Below are 1,147 nucleotides of genomic sequence, written 5' to 3' on the forward strand. Positions count from 1 at the left end.
GGTGCCCAGCGCGGCGCCGAGCGCGAGCGCGCCCACGTCGCCCATGAACAGCTGCGCGGGATGCGTGTTGAACCACAGAAAGGCCAGCCCCGCGCCGGCCATCGCGGCGCAGAAGATCAGCAGTTCGCCCGCGCCGGGGATGTGCGGGAAAAACAGGTAGCGGGAGTACACCGCGTTGCCCGAGACGTAGGCGAACACGCCCAGCGCCGAGCCGACCATGACGACCGGCATGATCGCCAGGCCGTCGAGGCCGTCGGTCAGGTTCACGGCGTTGCTCGAGCCGACGATCACGAGGTAGGTCAGGAACACGAAGCCGAGCACGCCCAGCGGGTAGCTCACCGCCTTGAGGAAGGGCAGCTGCAAACCGGCCTTGGGCGGCAGGTCGAGCGCGAAGCCCGAGCGCACCCAGCCCACGAACAGTTCCAGCACCCGGGTGTTCGAGTTCTCCGAGATGCTGAACACCAGGTACAGCGCCGCCAGCAGGCCGACCAGCGATTGCCAGAGATACTTCTCGCGCGAGCGCATGCCCTCCGGGTCCCGGCGCACCACCTTGCGCCAGTCGTCCACCCAGCCGATGGCGCCAAAGCCCAGCGTGACGATGAGCACGATCCAGACGAAGCGGTTCGACAGGTCGAACCACAGCAGCGTGGCGACCGCGATCGCCAGCAGGATCAGCACCCCCCCCATGGTCGGGGTGCCGCTTTTGGACAGGTGCGTCTGCATCGCGTAGCCGCGCACGGGCTGGCCGATTTTCAGCCCGGTGAGCGCGCGGATCACCCCGGGCCCCGCCACCAGGCCGATGAGCAGCGCCGTCACCGCGGCCATCACGGCGCGGAAGGTGATGTACTGGAACACCCGGAAGAAGCCGAACTCGGGCGACAGCGCCTGCAGCCATTGCGCGAGCAGCATCAGCATGCGCAGCCTCCGCCGGCCGGGGCCTGGAACGACAGCCGTGGCGCCGCCCCGGTGCGCTGCGCGCGCGCGGTTTCAATGCGTTGCGCCATGGCTTTCCTCCGGGTCCGGGTTCTGCGGCGCAGCGCAGGCAATCGCCTGCACCACCTGTTTCATCTGCATGAAGCGCGAGCCCTTGACCAACACGCTGCCCACGCCGGGCAGGGCCTCGCGCACGGCGGCGAGCAGCGCGTCC

Annotated in this window: 1 protein-coding gene and 1 pseudogene; both read right to left on the minus strand. The window is 69.2% G+C overall.

Annotated features, from left to right (window positions below; all coding sequences use genetic code 11):
• The coding region (gene mraY, locus VTU_RS0124590) for a phospho-N-acetylmuramoyl-pentapeptide-transferase (RefSeq protein ID WP_010110447.1) at positions 1 to 915 on the minus strand (915 nt) is incomplete at its 3' end.
• Between the two features lie 72 nt (positions 916 to 987).
• Positions 988 to 1,147, minus strand: a pseudogene (locus VTU_RS33330) (UDP-N-acetylmuramoyl-tripeptide--D-alanyl-D-alanine ligase); the annotation flags it as partial.

The organism is Verminephrobacter aporrectodeae subsp. tuberculatae At4 (assembly GCF_000193225.1).
GTDB classification, from domain to species: domain Bacteria; phylum Pseudomonadota; class Gammaproteobacteria; order Burkholderiales; family Burkholderiaceae_C; genus Acidovorax; species Acidovorax aporrectodeae.